The organism is Mycobacterium sp., assembly GCF_004298145.1.
Classification (GTDB): Bacteria; Actinomycetota; Actinomycetes; order Mycobacteriales; family Mycobacteriaceae; genus Mycobacterium.
Map to the genome: position 1 here is coordinate 66,511 of NZ_SCRH01000068.1, position 16,275 is coordinate 82,785.

Below are 16,275 nucleotides of genomic sequence, written 5' to 3' on the forward strand. Positions count from 1 at the left end.
TCACCCGAGCACATCGGAATCGGCCTTGATGGTCATGCGTGCCGCCCCGGCCCAGTACACGTCGGCGGCCCGTTCGATCAGCGAGCGTTGCATGCCGGCCATGTCCGACCACTGCATGGCCACCGGCTCCTTGCCGGTGAGCATGACGTCGTAGGCCAGCTTGCATACCCGTTCGATGGAGGCCGCGCGGTAGACGGCTTCGGGGAGGTTGCGGCCGGTCGCGATGACGCCGTGGTTGGCCAGAATGGTCAGGTTGGCCCCGCCGATGCGGGCCGCGAGATCCGCGGCGCGGGTGGGGCTGTCGATTTCGCCGTCGTACGTCTCGACCAGGCAGAGGTCGTCGAGGAACAGCGAACCGGTTTGGTGCACCAGCTCGGGCAGCCTGCCCAGCGCGGCGAGCACACACACGTAGTACGGGTGGTTGTGGATGACCACTCGGGCATCCTCGCGGACACGGTGCAGTTCGGTGTGGATGTGGATGGCCGGAGTGACGTCCCAGCGACCGCTGATCACGTGCGCGTCGCCATCGACCACACAGATGTCGGAAGCGGTGAGCTCGCGCCACCACAGACCCCACGGATTGACGAACATGTCGGTCTGGCCATCGAGCTGCCAGGTGATATGTCCGGCCATGTTCTCGGCGAACCCGATGCCGGCGAGGTGACGGAAAGCGATGGCAAGCGCCTGCTGGTGGGAGAGTTCGACGCCGATCGGCGGAACCACCGACGGCGCCCAGACTTCCAACCCGCCACGGCGTGCGTTAGGAGCGTTCATGACCAGCCTCCATCCTGGCTCCAATATCCTCGCGAAGTCGGCCTTTGGCTATCTTTCCGCCCGACGATCGGGGCAGCTCGCCGAGAATGATGAGTCGCTCGGGCAGCAGTTCCTTGGAAACTCCCAGCCCCAGCAGGTGTTCGACGAGCTCGGGAAGGTCGATGGTGGCGGAGTCGGTGAGTTCGGCGTAGAGGCAGACCTTTTCGCCGAACACCGGATCGGGCATGGCGACCGCGGCCGCCACCGCGATGGCGGGATGGGTGGTGACGGCGTCTTCGACCTGGCTTGCGCTGATGTTCTTGCCGCCGCGCACGATGAAATCGGAGGTGCGCCCGGTGACCCGGAGATAGCCGTCCGCGTCGATGTCACAGATGTCGCCCATGCGCATCCACCCGTCGCGGGTGAACAGCTTGTCGTGGTCGGTGCCGCCGAGGTAACCGAGGCTGGTCGCCGGGCCCCGGCATGCGGGCTGGCCTCGCCCCGTTTCCGTGACGTCGCGGTCCCCGTCGAACAGCCGGACCGCCATTTCGGGGATGATGCGGCCCCCGGTGCGCAGCCGGCGTTCACGCGAGTCCTCCACGGTGGTCGCGCTGAGCATCCCCGTTTCGTTCGAGCCGAAGAACTGCAGGATCTTGGCGCCGGTGAGTTCTTCGAACTCCGCCGCGGGCCGATACGGCAGCGCCTCCCCGCCGGTGTAGACCACACGCAGCGAACTCAGGTCGTGTTCGCGGCTGGCCGAGTCCGCCATCAACATAGTCAATTGTGTGCTGACACAACATAATACGCTGACGCTGTGCTGGGCGATCGCCTCGCAGGTCGCTTTGGTGGTGAACCGGTCCAGGATCACCGCGGTGGCGCCGAGGTAGATCGGCGTGGTGTGGCTGGTCCAGAGCCCGAACCCGAACGGCGTGGGTATCACCGGCAGGAATACGTCGTCGGGCGTCAGCAGCCCGTTGGCGACGGCCTTCTGGTGGAAGTAGTGCCACCGGTTCTGGGTGTGCACGACGCACTTCGGCAGCCCGGTGGTCCCGGAGGTGGAATTGATCAGGAAAACGTCGTCGGGGCCGAGTTGGGAGTCGATGGTGAGCGCCGTGGGTTCGGCGTCGACATCCAGGCGAAGCGTCCGGCTCAGGAGCAGTGTGGGCAGCCCGAGTTCGTCCGCCACCAGGGTTGCGGCCCCGCGATGGGGTTCATCGCTGATCAGGACGTTCGGCTGGGAGCCGCGCAGTATCGCGGCCGCCTCGCGGGTGCCGGCCCGCGCGCCCACGCCCACGACCACCGCACCGCACCGTTCGATGGCGACGAACAGCACGTGGATGGCTGCGGAGTCACCGTGCCATACGGCAACCCGATTCCCGCGCAGGATGCCGTAACCGGCCAGTGTTTCGGCCAAACGAGTTGCCGCGCGGTCGAATTCATACCAATTCAGCGATGCCTTGGCATGGTCGATATAGGCGGGACGGTCCGGTGTTTGTTCGGCGTTACGACGCACCGCGTCCGACAGCGTGGTATCGCACCACCAGCCCGCGGCGCGGAACCGGGCCGGGTCCCCCTCGGAGAATGCCGGCGACGACTCGGTATCCAGCCCACCGGCGCTCATTCCCAAATGATAGGAAAGCCACCCGCGAACTCCGGCGTCAGGGATTCGGCGCCGCGCGGACCCGCGTCGACATCATTTCCGAAACGCGGGGTGATCCACGCGCCGACGCACCATTGCCGACCGGGCGGCGTAGATTCCGGCGCTGAGGGCGAACATCGCCCCCGTCAACAGCAGCCATCGACCCAGAAATGGGTCCTGGGTCTGACCGGTCGCCGCCCGGTAGGTGGTGGCGCCCTGTTCGATGATGCCCGGAAGGAACACCAGCAGGGTCAGGCCCGCACCCAGCGTCGGCACCCGCAGGTAATTCAGCACGGGCAAGCGGGGGCGGGCGCGCGCCGGCGATGACGTGCGGCTGCGTGACAGCAATCGGTCGAGGCACGCGTAGACGGGGAACAACACCAGGTCGTGGGCGACGACGGCCGCGCCGAACCAGACGAGGATCGACTGCCACCACACGTCGGGGTTCCAGGGTGTGACGGGTTTGACGGTGGCGACCACGTAGCCCAGCAGCGCGAATCCGGCGATCATCGTCAGCAGATGCAGCGGGCGGGATCCGTAAAGCCTCGCGAATCCGGCTGCCGCGCTACGCATGTGCACCCTCCCGGAAGTCAATGGCGGCCACCCATTTGGTGTTGTGCACGCCCGGCAGCGCGGGCACGATGATGCGCGCGGGAAAGCCGTGGTCCGGGGACAGGTCGGTGGCGTTGACCCGAAGCGCCAGCAGCGCATCCGGGTGCAGCACCTGAGTGCCCTGCAGGGTGGCGCGGGCGAAGGCGCCGGAGCGTTCCAGCGACAACACCCGCGCCGACTCCGGTGCGGGCACACCCGCCAGGCGGGCCAGATCCGCCAACCGCACCCCGCTCCAGGTTTGGGTGGTCGACCAGCCTTCCACGCAGGCGATCGGTAACACGGCGGTGTGTTGCGGCATCGCCAGCAGCGCGGCGCGGTCCAGGGTCGCCGGTCGTGGGCCGCCGCTGACGGTCAGCCGCCACCGGTCGGCGGTGTCGTCCGGGGAGATGTCCGCGGCCGTCGCGGTGCGGTTGACCTCGAAGTCGTTGGGCCCGTGCCCGCGGCTGCGCCCGCGTGGCAGCAGCAGGGCGGCGGGCCGGGTGTAGCCCCCCACGGTTTGACCGGCAGTGATGAGCGCGAGGAAGAGCGCACCGCCGCCCACCAGCGCCAGTGCGCCACGGCGGCTCATCGTCGCGGGGCCCGGGTCGGCGGCGACCAGCCCGTCTGGCTGCCAGGGCTGCGGCTCGGTGTCGACTCGTGTGGTGCCCAGTACATCGCGCAGCGACATCGAGCGCAGACCGGACCACATGCGCCGGCTCTTGAACGCCACATGCATGACGAATCCCGTGATGAACACCCATGCGCCGAAATAGTGCGCGGTGTAGAAGCTGAACCCGAAGATGTAGTCGTACTGGATGTTCAGCACGCCGGTGACGATCTCGAACAGGATGCCCCCGACCAGCATCAGCAGCGAAACACGTTCCAGCAGTTGGGCAATCGACCGCGCGGGCGGCAACACGAAGAGCCGGGGTAGCACCGACCACAGCTTGGCGAGCACCACGGGGATCAGAACCAGCCCGAGTCCGACGTGGAGTCCCTGGGTCAGCCGGTACAGCCATGACGGATTGGTGGGCCAGTCGAAGGTCGGCAACGTCAACCAACCGACGTCGCCGGGGATGGCTTGGCCGAATCGCGGTCCGTAGGCGATGTAGGACAGCAGGCCGGTGAGGATGACGATCGGCAGCGTCGCCAACAGCGCCGAGCCGAATACCGACGTCAGCCATGGTCCCCGCAGCGGGCTGCGCCACAGCCGCGCCGGAAAGCCTTCGCCGCCCGAATCGGTCGGCGCCTCGGTGACTTCGGTGTCCGGTGTGCGGATGCGGGGCATCATCGATGATGATCCACGACCGGTCGCCGAAAATGGTTCAAGTTCGACGACACATCGCGCCGAACGTGGGGCCGTCAGTCCTTACCGCGCGGCGGCGGCTGCACCGCGACGCCGCCGGACTCGTGTTCTGGGCCCGCGGCCGGGTGTTCGGCCGGGACACGCTCCCGGAACCGGGCACCCTCGCTGGGTCGCGGCGCTTGCGTCCGACCGTCCTGGCTTCGGTAGGGGCCGGGTTTCCGCCGGGGCTTCCCTCCGGGGAATGCCAGTCGAAAGATGCTGCGGTGCACCATCAGCCACTGCTTCGAGAACCGGCCGGAGTTGTATGGCAGTTCGTAGCGTTCGCAGATGTCTTTGACCTTCGGCGCGATCTCCGAGTAGCGGCTGCTCGGCATGTCGGGGTAGAGGTGGTGCTCCACTTGATAGCCCAGATTGCCGCTGACGACGTGAAACAGTGGGCCGCCCTCGATGTTCGCGGCGCCGACCATTTGGCGCACGTACCAACCGCCGCGCGTCTCGTTCTCGACCTCTCCGGGGGTGAAGGTGTAGGTCTGGTCGGGAAAATGGCCGCAGAAGATGATGGCGTGTGCCCACACGTTGCGGATGACGTTGGCCAACGCGTCGGCGCCCAGGGTCCGTAGATAGGTGCTTTCCACCCCGGGCAGGACCTTGTCGAGGAACCCCGCCGTCGAGCCCAGGCGGCCCCTGCCGGCCCTACGAAGCGTCCTGCCCAGGCGCGACTCCGCGGGCTGATCGAGCCTGCCGCGTGCGGCCAGCTGGACGAGCGCGAAGGCACCGGCGCTGATCAAGGGCCAGCCGAGGTAGTCCTTGATGATCTGTGCGCGCGCCTTCCCGCTGATGCCGCGCAGGTCCTTACGCACCTCCGACCATGGCTTCTCGCGTCGGCGTATGGCCTCGATGTCCATATCGTGGATCGCCACCCCCCACTCGAAGAGCAGTGTCAGCAGCAGGTTGGAGATCGGCTGAAACAGGTAGCGCGGAGCCCACTTCTGCGCCGGATCGATCCGCAGGAGCTCGTAACCGAGGTCCTTATCCTTGCCGAGGATGTTCGTGAATGTGTGGTGGATGTAATTGTGCGAATGCTTCCAGGCGTCCGCGGTCGACGCGGTATCCCAATCCCATACGGAGGAATGGATATCGGGATCGTTCATCCAATCCCATTGCCCGTGCATCACGTTGTGGCCGATCTCCATGTTCTCGAGGATCTTGGCCATGCCCAGGCAGGCGGTTCCCAGGATCCACGCGGTTTTCGAGCGCGATCCCAGCAGCAGGACACGGCCGGCAACCACGATTTGTCGCTGTACCGAAATGACCGTCTTGATGTAGCGCCGGTCCCGCTCACCCAGATCGGCGAACACCTCGTCATGAATCGCATCGAGTTCCTTGGCGAGTTTTTCGCGCTCTTGTTCGCGCAGGCGTGCGAGTGGGCTTTCCATGGTCTTTTCCGTGACGGTAGCCACGACCACTCCTTTCCATCACAATTCGAGTTCCACGTCGCCTTCGGCGGTGTTGATGCAGATGCGGACGTCCTGCTCGGTGGGCTCGATGACCTGACCCGAGCGCAGGTCACGCAGCTTCCCCGACTTCAGCGTCCCGACGCAGGTATGGCAGATTCCGATTCGACAGCCGTAGGCAAGGCTGAGCCCGGCCTTCTCCCCCGCCTCCAAAATCGATGTCCCGCCGTCACATTGGACAGCCTTCTCGCTGTCGAGGAAGCACACGGTGCCGCCTTCGCCGGCGTGGGTGCCGCCGCCGATTGTGGGCTGAAACCGCTCGAAGCGCAGCCGTTCCCGGTCGGCGTTGGTTTCCCAGTGCTCGATCAGCGCGTCGAGCATGTCACCGGGACCCGAGCAGAACGTCTCTCGTTCACGCCAGTCCGGGCATGCCTCGTCCAGGTCATCCGGCTTGAGCCGGCCACGCTCTGAGGTCAGGCGCAGATCCAGTCGCATGCCCGGGTGGCGGCGGGCGAGATCTTCGAGGGCGGACAAAAACATCACCTGCTCGCGGGTCCGCGCGGAGTGGATGATCACGACGTCACCGAATTCGTCGCGATGATCGAGGCTGCGCAGCATGCTGATCACCGGCGTGATGCCGCTGCCCGCGCTGATGAACAGCAGCTTGGGTGGCAGCGGATCGGGAAGGGTGAAGACGCCTTCGATCTCGCCGAGCCGCACCAAATCCCGCGGCTGGATTCGTTGCACCAGATACGGCGAGACCACGCCGCCGTCCACCTTCTTGGGCGTCACGCTGATCAGCCCGTCCCCGGGCGCCGGATCCGACGTCAGCGAGTACGCGCGCCAGTGGTACACCCCGTCGATGACGACGCCGAGCCGCACATACTGCCCGGGCTTGTGACCAGGCCATTCGTAGCCGGGCTTGATCAGAACGCTGGCCGCCTCCGAGCCCTGCGGCTCGACGCGTTCGACCTTTCCGCGCAGCTCTTTGGTGGTCCACAGCGGATTGATCATCTCCAGGTAGTCGTCGGGCTGTAGCGGGCTGAACAATCGCCGCACCGCGCGCAGAAATATCCGACGCCCGCGGGGGACGTGGGGCTGGGCACCGCGTTCGGCCATAAATCAGGGAGTACACAGATGTGCACCGAGGCTAAACATTGTTCTGAATCTCGTTGCAGCCCAACGCTAGATATGTGGATAATGCAAATATTACATCCGCATAGCCGTTCACTATCCGTTGTCGACCCGGTTTCGGGCTGATGCGCTGCGCAATTCTGACGTGCCCCGGCCAGGTGTCGCCCAAACATATGTTCGGATGCGCGGGCCTCTGCGCCGCTATTGTCGGTGAAGTGCTGATCGGCTTCCTCCTCGCGTTGGGCTGCTCGGTCTGCTACGGCACCGCGACCGTGTTGCAAGCGGCCGGGACGCGATCGGTGGAAGCGGGCAGCGGCTCGGGTGTCGACACCGTCTTGCTGTTGCGGGCCGTCCGGCAGTGGCGCTACCTCGCCGGCGTCGGCCTCGACGTCGCGGGGTTTCTGCTTCAAGTGGCCGCACTGCGCTTGGTGCCGATCTATGTGGTCGCCGCGGCGTTGGCCGCATCGATCGCCGTCACCGGCGTCGTGGCCGCATGGGTCTTGTCGGCGCGGCTGTCGTCTGTCGAATGGACGGCCGTGGGCGTGGTCTGCGCCAGCCTCGTCGTCCTCGCTCTGGCCGCCGGGCCCGGGCACTTTCGGCATGGCCCCGCCGGGCTCGGCTGGGCGCTGCTGGGCGTGGTGGCCGCGATATTCATCGCCGGTGCGGCCGCCGGACGCCTGCCCGACCGTGCGCGTTCGCTCGCACTCGGGCTTGGCGCCGGAACCGGTTTCGGCGTCGTCGAGGTGGGCGTGCGCCTGATCGACACGCTCGATCCCACCCGACGCTCCTTCTACGCCAACCCGGCCCTGTACGCGGTGGCGGCGGGTGGCGCCGCCGGATTCCTGTTGCTCACCTCGGCGCTGCATCGCGGATCGGTGACCACGGCCGTGGCGGGGATGGTTGTCGGGGAGACGCTCGCGCCCGCGTTCGTCGGGGTGGTGTGGTTGGGCGACACGGTACGCGACGGGCTCGGCTGGCTGGTGATCGCCGGGTTCGCCATCGCCGTGTGCGGGACACTGGTTCTGGCGCGGTTCGGGGAAGCGCCCGCACCCACCGAGGCCGGCTGAAAACCACTACCTAGTTCACGGACCTGCCAGGGTGGAGGCCGCACGGCCATCGGCGTTTTCGACCGCCGGCGCATAGGTGGTGCCGCGCGCGGGACGCGTCCACAACACACCGTCCTGCGCGCTGACGCCCGCGGCGATGAGCGCACGCTTGAGGATCTTGTTGGTCGCGGTCGCGGGCAGGCGGTCGTTGACGCGCACGTAGCGCGGCCACGCCTTGGGTGACAGATCGGGCTGCGACGCAAGGAACTTCCCGAAATCGCCCGGGGTCAGATCCGCCCCGGCACGCAGCACCAGGGCGGCCATCACCTGGTCACCGACCCGGTCGTCGGGGACCGCATAGACGGCGACCTGGCTGATACCGGGCAGCCGCGCCAAGATCCGCTCGATCGGGGCGGCGGCCAGGTTCTCCCCGTCCACCCGCATCCAATCGGAGGTCCGGCCGGCCAGGTAGATCCACCCGCCGGCATCGCGGTAAGCCAAATCGCCCGACCAGTACATCCCGTGCCGCATGCGCTCGGCCGTGGCGCCGGGATCGTTGTAGTAGCCGACGAAGGGCCCCGCACCCTGGGTGTTGACGAGCTCGCCGACGGCCTCATCGAAGTTGCTCAGCGCCCCGTGTGCGTCGAACCTCGCGACGTCACATTCGGTCAGGGTCGTCGAGTTGTAGATGCTCACCCCGGGGTACGGCTTGCCGATGGAACCGGGCGGAGTGCCGTCTTCTCGGACGACGATCACCGCGAACTCGCTGGAGCCGAAGCTGTCCACCACGCGGCATCCGAAACGCCGTGCGAATTCGGCGATATCGCGATCGGTCGCCTCGTTGCCGAAGGCCACCCGCAGCGTGTTCTCGGCGTCGTCGGGACGCTCGGGGGTGGACAGGATCAACGCCAGGGGCTTGCCGACGTAGTTCAGGTAGGTGACGTTGTAGCGGCGCACGTCGTCCAGGAACCGGGACGGCGAGAACTTCGCGGGGACCATGGTGGCCCCGCTGCCGATGGCGACCACCCACCCGGCGGCGACACCGTTGGAGTGGAACAGCGGCATCGCCAGATAGCAGACGTCCGCGGCGGTGACGTCGTACTGGAAGATCAGGCTGGCGCCGCACATGATCGCCATCCCGTGCGCGAACCGCACCACCTTGGGGTCGCCGCTTGTCCCCGAGGTGAAGATCATCATGAACGTGTCGGCGGCACCGACCTCGCGGTGCGGAGTCAGCGGGGGCGCCGCGGCCACCGCATCGGCGTAGCTCGCACCGCCGACGTCGAGAACCTGAATTCCGTTGAGATCCAAGCCCTCCAGCAGGGGCATGTGTTCGTCATCGACGAGCAGAATTTGGCAGTCGGAGCGCGCGATGTCGGCGAGCAGAGCGGGCCCGCGGCGGGTCGTGTTGAGGCCGCACAGCACGTAGCCACCGAGCGCGGCGGCGGCCATCGCGCGCAGCATGGCCGGTGAATTGCCCAGCGCGGCACCGACATGCAGCGGCCGGGTGCGATCGGCACGCGCGATCAGCACCGCCGCCTCGGCCTCGGCTTCGGCGAGGTGTTCGCGCCAGGTCCAGGTCTTCTCGCCGTGGACGACCGCGGGGGTGTCCTCGTGCCTGCGCTGCCGCAAGAGCTGCTGAACCGTCTCCAGCACTGTCTCACTTCCCCTGTGATGTCATCGAGTCATCCAGGTGGGCCTCCGACACCGGCGTCGAGGTCATGCGGGCCGGTACTTCAGTAGCGTGATTTTGTCTTCGAGATCGCAGAACACCGGCTCCACCCGCATCCCGATCCGGATGTCGCCGGGATCGGCGTCGACCAACTCGGTGCTGAATTTCGGTCCGGCATCCCATTGCACCACCGCCAGCAGCTGCGGCAACGCATCGGCCCACGGCGGGCCGGTGGGCCGGCGAGCGATCGTGAAGGTGTATAGGGTTGCGGCGCCGTCGATTTCACGCCATTGCAGGTCGTCGGCCAGGGTGCCCGGGGCGAGGGTGCGCGGGTAGAACACGTACCGCTGAAGTGACGGCGAGTACTGCACCAGGATCCGGTGCTGCGCCAGGCCGTCCCAAAACGGACGCGAGACGGGTGTGGGCTCGGGGACCGGGCGGCTCGATATGCGCCTCTCCCCCGCATCGCTTCGCTTCGCATCGTCGCGGCGCGGCATCGCTAATCCCCCTGCATGAGCAGCGCGACCTGCTCGCTCATGATGCCGCCGTTACCCGTCACGAACGCGGTGTGACAGTCGGGCACCTGCGCGTCGCCGGCGCGTCCCATGAGCTGGCGCGCGCCGTCGACGACGTGGTGCAGGCCGCCGGCCATGCCGGCCTGGCCGAACGACAGTTGGCCGCCGGCGGTATTGAGCGGGAAGTCGCCGCGATAGGTCAGGTCGCGCTCGTTAATCCAGGACATGCCTTTGCCTTTCGCGCAGAACCCGGCGTCCTCCAGACTCATCAGCACCGTGATGGTGTAGCAATCGTAGATCGAGGCGACATCGACATCGGACCGGCTCAGCCCGGCCATCGCGAACGCCCGCTCCGCGGCGCGTGCGATCGGGGTGGACAGCAAATCCTCGGCGTAGGTGGGGGTCTTGAAGGCGATGTGTTCGCCGAACCCCTTGATCCAGACCGGGCGGTGGCGGGCACGGCGGGCGACGTCGGCGTTGGCGATCAACACCGCCGCTCCCCCGTGCACGCGCATCACGGTCTCCAGCATGTGGATGGGGTCGGCGATCATCGGGCTTTCCAGCACATCGTTCACCGTGATCGGGGTGCCGTGAAAGGCCGCGCCGGGATGGGCGCACGCGTTGGTGCGTTGGTCCACGGCGATCTTGGCGACCGCGTCCGGGTCGTAGCCGAATTCGGCCGCGTACCGCTGAGCGATCTGCGCATACGGCGCGTTTTGGCCCACGTTGCCGTAGGGGATCTCGAACTCGGCCTGCGGCGAGCCGTAGTTGTTGGAGGAGGCCCCATACCAATTCGGGTCGGGCGGCGGCCGCCGCCCGGACTGCGGCACCGACGCCGAGCCCGGTACCACGGCCAGGGCCGCCTCGCAGATGCCGAGTTCGACCGCCGCCGCCGCGCGCCACACCATGCCGGCCGACGTGGCCCCGCCCAGGTCGACCCGTTCACCGAAATCCAGTGCCAGGCCCAGGTATTCGCACAGGGTGGCGGGTGCGAACATGGCCGACTCGGCGACGCCGTGGGTCAGCAGACCGTTGACGCAGTCGGGATCGACACCGGCGTCCTCGATCACCATCTTCGCCAACAACGCGTACTGGTCGAGGGTGAACAACGCCGGGCGGGTGGGACGCCGTTCGGCCGCCAACTCGGCGATGCCGATGATCGCGGCCTCTCCACGCAGCCCGCTCATGCCCGAGTCTCCCGCCGGGGTAGCGCGACCGTGGCGGTGCCCGGCATCAGCACCGTGTCGTCGCGGCGCCCGGCGATCTCCAGATCGACCAGTCCGGTCCCCTTAAAAACAGTGTCGCCCGGGCGTTTGCGGGTGACTTCGCCACCGAAACTGAGTGGCTCGCCGGGATACGCGATCGCCCGGTTCTGCACCGAGAACGTCACGAGACGGCCCCGCCCGCCGATCCAGTCCCCGAGGGCGCGGGCCAGCAGCGCCGCCTGCAGCGGACCGTGGACCAGCACGTTGTCGTATCCTTCGGTGTCGCGGGCCCACTGTTTGTCGTAGTGGATGCGGTGCCCGTTGTACGTGGCGGCGGAAAAGAAGAACATCTGGGTCTCATCGACGGCGACCGTCAGCGTGGGGATGTGGTCGCCCACGGCGACATCGTCATAGAACACCTGCTGGTCGCTCATGGGCGGGCGATCATCGACGTCGACGCCTCGGCCAGCAGGTCGCGGGCCTGGTTGCGATACACCGTGTGCCAGGTGACGAGCACGAATCCGCCGGAGCGGCCCCGCTTTTCGACGATGGACTCGATGGTTCGGACCATTTCGATTTCGTCGCGGTGGTAGGCGGGCAGGTGAAAGGTGAAGCTTTCCCCGCCCGCCATCCGCTTGGGGGCGCGGGGAAACGCGAGGCTGCCGGAGACCGCGCCGGAGGATCCGTCGGGGCGCAGCGACTCGAGCCGCGACACCCCGAGGATCGCGTACTGCAGAAACAGCGGTGGGCAGATGATGTCGCGAAAGCCGTTGGCGCGGGCGTACTCCGGGTCGGAGTACAACGGGTTGTCCTCACCCACCGCGGCCGCCCACCGTTGCCAGTCGCGCCGGTTCACCTCGCCGGCGGCCGACGCGGCGACCATGCCCACCCGCGATGCCGACTCGGGGTCGATCAAGCTGTCCTCACTCACCGGCTCTCCCTTCTTGCATGCTCTCCTGCAACCACGATGCGGCGACGTCGGCTCCACCGCCGAGCGTCGAACCGAGCCGGGCCCGCTCGGTCCATAAATGCAGGTCGGTCTCGGTGACATAGCCCATCCCGCCGTGCAGTTGGTGGGCGTCCAGCGTGATCAGCCGGGCCGCGCGGGCCGCATGCATGCGCGCGATGGCCGTTTCCCTGCTCGCGGCGCGGCCGCGGCCCAGCCAGAACACCGCCGCGTGCGCGGCCAATCGCGCTGCCGCCAGGGCGATGTGCATGTTGGCGATCAGATGCTGGGCGGCCTGAAACGATGCGATGGGCCGGCCGAATTGATGGCGCAGCTTGGTGTACTCGACGGTGCGCTCCAGCACCGCCTGCCCGACGCCCACCAGATCGAGTGATCCCAACGCGACCGCCGTGTTGGCCAGCCGGCGCAATGCCTGCGCGGTGACGCCGTCGAGCACCGCGTGATCGGCCACCACCACATCGTCGAAGCGCACGGTGAATGCGCGGTACCCGCCGGCCATGTCGAGCGGCTCGACGGTCACACCGCCGCCGTGCCCGTCGACGATGAAGACCAGTGTGCGTTCGGCCGCGGCCGCCGACACCACGATGAGATCGGCGACGTCGGCGTCGGCGACGTAATCCGCGGTTCCGTTGAGCCGCCACAGTTCCGAGGCGGGATCGGCGCGCAGCGGCGGGACGACGAGCGCGGCGTCGCGGGCGTTCCAGAGCGCGGTGGTGGCGCGCACGCTCCCGGACGTGAGCGGCGGCAGCCAGGTGGCCTTGACGTCCGGGGAGCCGAGTTGGTCGATGGCGAGGGCGGCGTGAACGCTGCTGCACACCGTCGTCGGGCACAGCGCGCGACCGGCTTCGGTGTAGAACACGGCGAGGTCGTCGAGCGAGCCGCCGGCGCCGCCGTACTCCTCGGCGATGGCGAGGCCGAAGACACCCGCGTCGGTCAGCGCCTTCCACAGGGCCGGTGTGCGGCGGTCCGCACCCGGTTCATCGAGGGCGCGCACCAGGCCGACCGGATTCTCGGCGGCCAGCAGGGCGCGTAACGCCGAGGCGAACTCGCGCTGTTCGGCGGACAGGATCGTCTGCATCGGTGGTGTGTGGGGCTCGGAGTCAGCGTCCATAGGAGGGCATTCCGTGCCCGCGCTGGGCGATGATGTCGCGAAGCACCTCGTTGGTACCCCCACCGAACCGCATCAGCGGGGCGGCCCGGTAGAGCCGCTCGAATTTGCCGGCCAGCGGGGCATATTCGCTGCGATGCGCCAGCAAGCCGTCCGGTCCGAGGAGATCGAGCGCCAGATCGGCGATGCGCTGGCGCAGCTCGCTGGTGAATATTTTTTCGACGCTCACCTCGACGGTCGGTGTAGCGCTGTTGACGCCGCTGTCGAGGATCGACGCCGCCTCGTAGCCCATCAGGGTGGCCACCGCGACGTCGGCTTCGGCCTGCGCCAGCCGACGGCGAACCGACGGGTCGTCGGCGGGCAGCGTTCCGTCCCGGCGGGGGCTTCGCGAAAGCTCATGCAATTCCTCGACGGCGCGGCGCAGGTCTCCCGCGTTGGTCAGTGCGCCGCGTTCGAGGTCGAGCGCGCCGGTGATGTAGGTCCAGCCGCGGTTGACTTCACCGACGAGATTAGTGGCCGGCACCCGCACGTCGCGGAAGTGCACCTCGTTGGTGCGGTAGCCCGACCACGCGTAGAGCGGGCGGATTTCGACGCCGGGGCCCTCGATCGGGACGATGATGACGGAGATGCCGCGGTGGCGGGCACCGGATGGATCGGTACGGACGCAGAGCCATTCGTGCGTCGCCCGCTGGGCGCCGCTGTTCCAGATCTTGGTGCCGTTGATCACCCATTCCTCGGCGTCCCGGGTCGCGCTGGTCCGCAGGTTGGCCAGGTCGGTCCCGGCCTCGGGCTCGGAATAGCCGACCGCACAGATCATTTCGCCTCTGGCGATCAGTGGCAGCCATTCGTTCTTGTTTCGCTCGGTGCCGTGCCGCATGATCATCGGCGCCACCGACGTGACGGTCAGGTCGGGGCCGGGCACACCCCAGTATTCGAATTCGCTCATCAAGAGATGCAGGTGAATGGCGCCGAGCCCGAGCCCGCCGTATTCGCGCGGCCAGTTCAGCCCGAACCAGCCCTTCGCGCCGATCTTGCGACGAAACCGCGCCACTTCGCCGCCAACGAACTCCAGGTCGTGCGCGGCGAGCTCGGCGCGCAGGGCGGGGGTGACATTGTCGCGCAGAAACTCGCGGACCTCCTCCAGCCAGGCACGCTGCCCGGCGTCGAGCTCAAAATCCATCCCGGCACCCGTGCCTTTCTTCGAGCCGTTCACCAAGCAGCGCCAGCGTAACGCGGCTGCGATTCTGCGCCCGGAATTTCGCGGTGGCATGACCTTCGGCACCCTCCCCACGTGCCGTCCGCGCCGACGCGGCGCAACCTTGATTTCGCCGACGCCTGTCATTGACGGGTGGCAATGAGTGACGTAGCTTTGCGATCGTGCCCCCGGCGTCGTCGACCTCAGAATCGCGTTCACCCGTTGGCAACACCAGAGCGGCCCAACGGCTTGCGACCCGGGCGCGCCTGTTCGACGCGACGGTGGCGGAGATCGGCAGATCTGGATTGGCGGGAACGGATGTCGCCGCGATCGCGACCGCGGTCGGGGTGGCGCGGGGCACGTTCTACTTCCACTTCCCGACCAAAGAGCACGTGCTGGTCGAGTTGGAACGGGCCGAGGAGATCAAGATCGTCGCGAAACTCGCGAACCGGAAGACCGGATCTCCCGATCTGCTGTCGCTGCTCAAGCTGCTGGTGCGTGAGGTGCTCGACGCCGAGCAGCGGTTGGGCCCGGTGGTCTTCAGAGACATGCTGGGGTTGCACTTCTCCGCGACAAGGCCCATCGAGGACGAATTGGCCGAGCATCCGCTAGCCAGCTTCCTCATCGCCACGCTCACCAAAGCCCAGGCCGCGGGCCGGGTGATTCCGGATGCCGACGCGGGCGAACTCGGGGTGATCTTCTTGACCGGGCTATTCGCGTTGCTGGCCACCGGCGCACCGGCATCCCGGGCACGCAACGCCCTACTCAACCGATATGTGCAGACCGTAATTTCGGGAATGGAGGCGGCATGAGCCGCACGGGGATCGAGGGTTACCGGGACTACCTGGCGCGCCGCGACGGGGATGCCGACCTACTGCATCGGCGCCTCGCCAATCGGGAGGAATTCTTCGAATCGCTGGAGGCCGATCCCGTCCACTCGGCCTATGCCGTCGACCGGGGTGTGTTCATGAAGAACCTGCGTCGTCGGCGACCCGAACCAGGGTTATCCCGGGACATGCTGTTCCTCCTGGCCACCGCCAAGCTGAACCAAGCCGAACGATTCGGCGTGGATTTGGGAGACACCTACGGACGCATCGGCGGCGAGGACGAGCCGCCGGAACGGATCTATCTCGCGCTCGAAGAGCACTATCACACCAGGCTATTGGCCTACGTGCTGGACATATTCGGTTTGCCGTTCCACGTGGTGGTGCCCCCGTTCGTGATGCGCCAGTTCGTCAAGATGGAGGTGTTCTTGCCCGAACGCTTCGGGTTTGCCTTCGTGGGCGCAGCCGAAATGGCAGGTTGCATCATGTTCGACGAATTGCGCCGCTCCGGCGTCGAATTGTTCGCCGGCGAACCAGAAGTCGCCGCCCGGATCGAGCGGCTGTACACCGAAATCCTCACCGATGAACTGGGCCACGTCGGTTACTGCGCCGCGCGCTGCAGCCGCGCGGAGCGAGCGCTGATGCGTTGGCTCTACCCGTATTTCGGCAAGCTATTTGCTCGCGAGACCGCCGAGATCAGTCTTCTCGTCGACCGCGAAAGACTTCATGCTCGTCTCGATCGGCCTTTTGATGTCGAGGAACTCATCGCCGGCGTGACGAACGAAACGTTTGTCGCGGCGCGCCCGTGAGCCAATCAAGCGGGAACGCTTGATACCGCGCTGCGCGCCCGAGCTGTAAATCCGCTG

At 67.2% G+C, this 16,275-nt stretch carries 16 protein-coding genes; 3 read left to right on the forward strand and 13 right to left on the reverse strand.

The features are described from left to right. From EPN51_RS27115 to EPN51_RS27140, 6 genes are all read right to left on the reverse strand, one after another. Positions 1 to 774, reverse strand: a complete 774-nt coding sequence (locus EPN51_RS27115) for a class II aldolase/adducin family protein (RefSeq protein WP_293048960.1) — start codon at positions 772 to 774, stop codon at positions 1 to 3. Beyond that, positions 761 to 2,374, reverse strand: a complete 1,614-nt coding sequence (locus EPN51_RS27120) for a class I adenylate-forming enzyme family protein (protein ID WP_293048961.1) — start codon at positions 2,372 to 2,374, stop codon at positions 761 to 763. The genes EPN51_RS27115 and EPN51_RS27120 overlap by 14 nt, the downstream gene beginning before the upstream one ends. A gap of 72 nt (positions 2,375 to 2,446) precedes the next feature. Next, positions 2,447 to 2,965, reverse strand: a complete 519-nt coding sequence (locus EPN51_RS27125) for a hypothetical protein (protein WP_293048962.1) — start codon at positions 2,963 to 2,965, stop codon at positions 2,447 to 2,449. Beyond that, a complete protein-coding gene (locus EPN51_RS27130; RefSeq protein WP_293048963.1) occupies positions 2,958 to 4,274 on the reverse strand; it encodes a molybdopterin-dependent oxidoreductase in 1,317 nt (438 codons plus the stop codon). Before EPN51_RS27130 ends, EPN51_RS27125 begins: the two co-directional genes overlap by 8 nt. A gap of 71 nt (positions 4,275 to 4,345) precedes the next feature. Continuing rightward, positions 4,346 to 5,749: an acyl-CoA desaturase gene (locus tag EPN51_RS27135; RefSeq protein ID WP_293048964.1), complete on the reverse strand. Its 1,404-nt coding sequence runs from the start codon at positions 5,747 to 5,749 to the stop codon at positions 4,346 to 4,348. 15 nt (positions 5,750 to 5,764) lie between these two features. Continuing rightward, positions 5,765 to 6,862 carry a ferredoxin reductase gene (locus EPN51_RS27140; RefSeq protein ID WP_293048965.1) on the reverse strand — a complete coding sequence of 366 codons (1,098 nt, stop codon included), beginning with the start codon at positions 6,860 to 6,862 and terminating at the stop codon, positions 5,765 to 5,767. Positions 6,863 to 7,050: 188 nt separating this feature from the next. Between EPN51_RS27140 and EPN51_RS27145 the strand changes: the two genes are divergently transcribed. Beyond that, positions 7,051 to 7,944: a DMT family transporter gene (locus EPN51_RS27145; protein WP_366509475.1), complete on the forward strand. Its 894-nt coding sequence runs from the start codon at positions 7,051 to 7,053 to the stop codon at positions 7,942 to 7,944. A 15-nt stretch (positions 7,945 to 7,959) separates the two neighbouring features. On the opposite strand, the gene fadD1 is transcribed toward EPN51_RS27145, so the two are convergent. The 7 genes from fadD1 to EPN51_RS27180 form a co-directional block, all read right to left on the reverse strand. Continuing rightward, the gene (fadD1, locus tag EPN51_RS27150; RefSeq protein ID WP_293048967.1) at positions 7,960 to 9,579 is read right to left on the reverse strand and encodes a fatty-acid--CoA ligase FadD1; all 1,620 of its coding nucleotides are present in this window, start codon (positions 9,577 to 9,579) and stop codon (positions 7,960 to 7,962) included. A gap of 63 nt (positions 9,580 to 9,642) precedes the next feature. Beyond that, the gene (locus EPN51_RS27155) at positions 9,643 to 10,044 is read right to left on the reverse strand and encodes an OB-fold domain-containing protein (protein WP_293049026.1); all 402 of its coding nucleotides are present in this window, start codon (positions 10,042 to 10,044) and stop codon (positions 9,643 to 9,645) included. A 50-nt stretch (positions 10,045 to 10,094) separates the two neighbouring features. Then, positions 10,095 to 11,297 carry a thiolase family protein gene (locus EPN51_RS27160; protein WP_293048968.1) on the reverse strand — a complete coding sequence of 401 codons (1,203 nt, stop codon included), beginning with the start codon at positions 11,295 to 11,297 and terminating at the stop codon, positions 10,095 to 10,097. Continuing rightward, positions 11,294 to 11,749, reverse strand: a complete 456-nt coding sequence (locus tag EPN51_RS27165; RefSeq protein WP_293048969.1) for a MaoC/PaaZ C-terminal domain-containing protein — start codon at positions 11,747 to 11,749, stop codon at positions 11,294 to 11,296. The genes EPN51_RS27160 and EPN51_RS27165 overlap by 4 nt, the downstream gene beginning before the upstream one ends. Then, on the reverse strand, positions 11,746 to 12,246 hold the full coding sequence (locus EPN51_RS27170; protein ID WP_293048970.1) for a MaoC family dehydratase N-terminal domain-containing protein: 501 nt from the start codon (positions 12,244 to 12,246) through the stop codon (positions 11,746 to 11,748). Before EPN51_RS27170 ends, EPN51_RS27165 begins: the two co-directional genes overlap by 4 nt. After that, positions 12,239 to 13,360 (reverse strand): acyl-CoA dehydrogenase family protein, encoded by a 1,122-nt coding sequence (locus EPN51_RS27175; protein ID WP_293049027.1) that lies wholly within the window; start codon positions 13,358 to 13,360, stop codon positions 12,239 to 12,241. Before EPN51_RS27175 ends, EPN51_RS27170 begins: the two co-directional genes overlap by 8 nt. 22 nt (positions 13,361 to 13,382) lie before the next feature. Continuing rightward, on the reverse strand, positions 13,383 to 14,570 hold the full coding sequence (locus EPN51_RS27180) for an acyl-CoA dehydrogenase family protein (protein ID WP_293048971.1): 1,188 nt from the start codon (positions 14,568 to 14,570) through the stop codon (positions 13,383 to 13,385). Positions 14,571 to 14,767: 197 nt separating this feature from the next. Here EPN51_RS27180 and EPN51_RS27185 point away from each other — a divergent pair, with 197 nt between their 5' ends. After that, positions 14,768 to 15,397, forward strand: a complete 630-nt coding sequence (locus EPN51_RS27185) for a TetR/AcrR family transcriptional regulator (RefSeq protein WP_293048972.1) — start codon at positions 14,768 to 14,770, stop codon at positions 15,395 to 15,397. Then, positions 15,394 to 16,218, forward strand: a complete 825-nt coding sequence (locus EPN51_RS27190) for a hypothetical protein (RefSeq protein WP_293048973.1) — start codon at positions 15,394 to 15,396, stop codon at positions 16,216 to 16,218. Before EPN51_RS27185 ends, EPN51_RS27190 begins: the two co-directional genes overlap by 4 nt. Positions 16,219 to 16,275 lie beyond the last annotated feature (57 nt).